This window comes from Tahibacter caeni, from assembly GCF_024609805.1.
GTDB classification, from domain to species: Bacteria; Pseudomonadota; Gammaproteobacteria; order Xanthomonadales; family Rhodanobacteraceae; genus Tahibacter; species Tahibacter caeni.
This window is the reverse complement of the sequence record NZ_JANFVR010000439.1, coordinates 1-3,285: the sequence shown is the minus strand read 5'-3', so window position 1 is coordinate 3,285 and position 3,285 is coordinate 1. Positions and strand designations below refer to the sequence as shown.

4 protein-coding genes are annotated in these 3,285 nt (G+C 70.4%); all 4 read left to right on the top strand.

Going from position 1 to position 3,285, the window contains the following annotated elements:
• Nucleotides 1-158 precede the first annotated feature (158 nt).
• The gene (locus tag NON22_RS22230) at nucleotides 159-830 is read left to right on the top strand and encodes a MotA/TolQ/ExbB proton channel family protein (RefSeq protein ID WP_257389184.1); all 672 of its coding nucleotides are present in this window, start codon (nucleotides 159-161) and stop codon (nucleotides 828-830) included.
• Nucleotides 827-1,258 carry an ExbD/TolR family protein gene (locus NON22_RS22225; RefSeq protein WP_257389183.1) on the top strand — a complete coding sequence of 144 codons (432 nt, stop codon included), beginning with the start codon at nucleotides 827-829 and terminating at the stop codon, nucleotides 1,256-1,258. Before NON22_RS22230 ends, NON22_RS22225 begins: the two co-directional genes overlap by 4 nt.
• Nucleotides 1,255-3,012: a lipid A export permease/ATP-binding protein MsbA gene (msbA, locus tag NON22_RS22220; RefSeq protein ID WP_257389182.1), complete on the top strand. Its 1,758-nt coding sequence runs from the start codon at nucleotides 1,255-1,257 to the stop codon at nucleotides 3,010-3,012. The genes NON22_RS22225 and msbA overlap by 4 nt, the downstream gene beginning before the upstream one ends.
• Nucleotides 3,012-3,285 (top strand): tetraacyldisaccharide 4'-kinase (locus tag NON22_RS22215; RefSeq protein WP_257389181.1); only part of this gene is annotated, 274 nt, incomplete at its 3' end. The genes msbA and NON22_RS22215, both read left to right, overlap by 1 nt.

The window sequence follows — 3,285 nt, the reverse complement described above, 5'->3', positions numbered from 1 at the left end:
ACCGGTCCGCGCGCTTCGCGACCCCGGTCACACGTCGCCGCGGCCGCCGGCGGCGCCCTCGGCCGGCCGCGCAAGACCTGCCGGTTTCGCTGCTATGATCGGTCCGTTCGGCGCGCCTGGGTTCGCGCCGCGTTCCCTGTAGCTCGGAGTGATCGCACGTGCTTGAGATGCTGATGGCCGGTGGCTGGGCGATGGTGCCCATCCTGATCTGTTCCGCGGTGGCGCTGGCCATCATCCTCGAACGGTTCTGGTCCCTGCGCCGGAAGACGGTCGCGCCGCCGGAGCTCGGCGAGCAGGTGCGCACCTGGGCGCGCACGCGCAAGCTCGATCCCTCGCACATCGACACCCTGAGCAAGAACTCGCCGCTCGGCGAGCTGCTGGCCGCGGCGTTGTCGGTGCGCAACCGCCCGCGCGAAATCATCAAGGAACGCATCGAGGACGCCGGCCGCCACGTGGTTCATCGCCTCGAACGCTATCTGAACACGCTCGGCACGATCGCGCTGATCTCGCCGCTGCTCGGCCTGCTCGGCACCGTCATCGGCCTGATCCGCATGTTCCTCGCGGTCATGGTCCACGGCATCGGCAACGCGCAGCAGATGGCAGGCGGCATCGGCGAGGCGCTGGTCTGCACGGCGACCGGCCTCGTCGTCGCGGTGCCGGCCTACATCTTCCACCGCTATTTCCGCTCGCGCGTGGCCGGCCTCGTCGTCGTCATGGAGAAAGAGGCCATCGCGCTGCTCGACGAGCTCGCCGCGCAGCAGCAGCCGGACCCCAGCGCGACGGCTTCCAATTCGGCGGTGCGCGCCGTGCGTCCGGGCGTGACCGCATGAAGCTCGGCGCCGCGCGTCGCGACGACGACTTCGAGATCAACGTGATCCCGCTGATCGACGTCATGCTGACGTTGTTGATGTTCTTCGTGCTGACCGCGACGTTCGACCAGACCGCGCGCCTGCGCGTGTCGCTGCCGCAGGCCAGCGAATCGGCCGACGCCGAGCCCGAAGCCGGCCTGACGATCCAGGTCGACAGCGACGGCCGCTACTACATCGACAACAACGAAGTGCTCAATCCGAGCGTCGACACGCTCAAGGACGCGCTCGTGCAGGTCGCCGGCGACGACCGTGCGCGGCCGGTCATGATCCGCGCCGATGCGCAGACCCCGCATCAGGCCGTCGTCACGGTCATGGATGCGCTGGGCCAGGTCGGCTTCACGCGTCTGTCCATCGCCACGACGCCGTCCAAGGAAGCGCCGAAAAAGTGAGCGCGGCCGCGCCGGCCAGCGCCGCAGCCACGTATCGGCGCCTGCTCGACTACTCGGCGCGGCACTGGCCGATCGCGACCCTGGCCGTGCTCGGCATGGCCGTCGACGCGGGTGCGACGGCCGGCTTCACCTGGCTGATCAAGCCGATGCTCGACGACCTGTTCGTGCATCAGGACCAGGGCACGATCTTCTGGATGCCGATCGCGATCGTCATCGTGTTCGTACTGCGCGGCATCGCGACCTGGCTGACCGACTACGGCGTCGCGCGCGTCGGCCGCGGCGTCGTGCACCGCCTGCGCGAGCAGGTGTTCGCGCGCTACCTGATGATGCCGGCCGGGTATTTCGACCGCGAGGCCTCGGGCCAGCTGATCGCGCGCGTGACCTACACCGTCGAACAGGTCGCCCAGGCCAGCACCGACGCGGTCAAGGTCATGATCGTCGACAGCCTGACCGTGCTCGGCATGCTGTTCGTGATGCTCTGGTACGGCGCGAAGCTGACCCTCGCGCTGTTCGTCATGGCGCCGCTGATCGCGGCCCTGGTCTGGTTCGTCGGCCAGCGCTACCGGCGCATCAGCCGGCGCATCCAGCACTCGGTCGGCTCCGTCACCGGCATCGTCGAGGAAGTCGTCGGCGGCCAGCGCGAGGTCAAGGTCTACGGCGGCCGCGACTACGAGACGCGCCGCTTCGCCGAGGTCAACGAGCACAACCGCCGGCTCAACCTCAAGGTCGCCTCGACGAACGCGCTGTCCACGGCGCTCGTGCAGATCATCGCGGCCTGCGCGCTGGCCGGCGTCGTGTTCTTCGCGACGCGGCCGGGCATGCTCGCGACGATGACCGCCGGCAGCTTCATGGCCACGATCACCGCGATGATCGCGATGCTGCCGTCGCTCAAGCGCCTGACCACCGTACAGGCCATGATGCAGCGCGGCGTCGCCGCGGCGCAGGACCTGTTCGCAATCGTCGACACCGCCGGCGAACCCGACACGGGCACGGCGCGGATGCAACGCAGCCGCGGCGAGATCGAGCTGCGCGGCGTCACGCTGCGCTATCCGGGCGCGGTCAGCGACGCGCTGCACGCGGTCGATCTGGTCTGTCCGCCGGGCAAGGTCACCGCGCTGGTCGGCCGTTCGGGCAGCGGCAAGACCACCCTGGCCAGCCTGATTCCGCGCTTCTACGAACCCGATGCCGGCGCCGTGCTGCTGGACGGCCGCCCGCTGCCGGAATGGACGCTCGACAGCCTGCGCAGCCAGATCGCGCTGGTCGGCCAGCATGTCGTGCTGTTCAACGATTCGATCGCGCACAACATCGCCTACGGCGCGCTCGGCGGCGCGAGCCGCGAGCAGATCCTCGCCGCGGCCAAGGCGGCCAACGCGCTGGAATTCATCGAGCGCCTGCCCGAGGGCCTCGACAGCAAGGTCGGCGAGGGCGGGGCGTTGCTGTCGGGCGGCCAGCGCCAGCGCATCGCGATCGCGCGCGCGATCCTCAAGAATGCGCCCATCCTGATCCTCGACGAGGCGACGAGCGCGCTCGACACCGAGTCCGAGCGCCTGATCCAGGACGCGCTCGGCCGGCTCATGCGCGAGCGTACGACCCTGGTCATCGCGCACCGGCTCAGCACGATCGAGCATGCGGACCAGATCGTCGTGCTCGACCAGGGGCGCATCGTCGAGACCGGCCGCCACGAAGCGCTGCTCGCGCGCGACGGCCACTACGCGGCGCTGCACCGTATGCAGTTCCACGACGCGGGGGCCTGATGGCCGCGTCGCGGCGCGAGCGGGTCTGGTATCACGGCGCGCCGCCGCCGCTGGGCTGGCGTCTGCTCGCGCGCGTCTACGGCGGCATCGGCGCGCTGCGCCGGCAGGCCTATGCGCGCGGCTGGCTGCGTTCGTACCGGCTCGCGCGGCCCGTCGTCGTGGTCGGCAACATCAGCGTCGGCGGTACCGGCAAGACGCCGCTGACCATCGCGCTCGTGCGCGCGCTGGCCGCGCGCGGCCTGCGCGCCGGCGTCATCAGCCGCGGCTACGGCG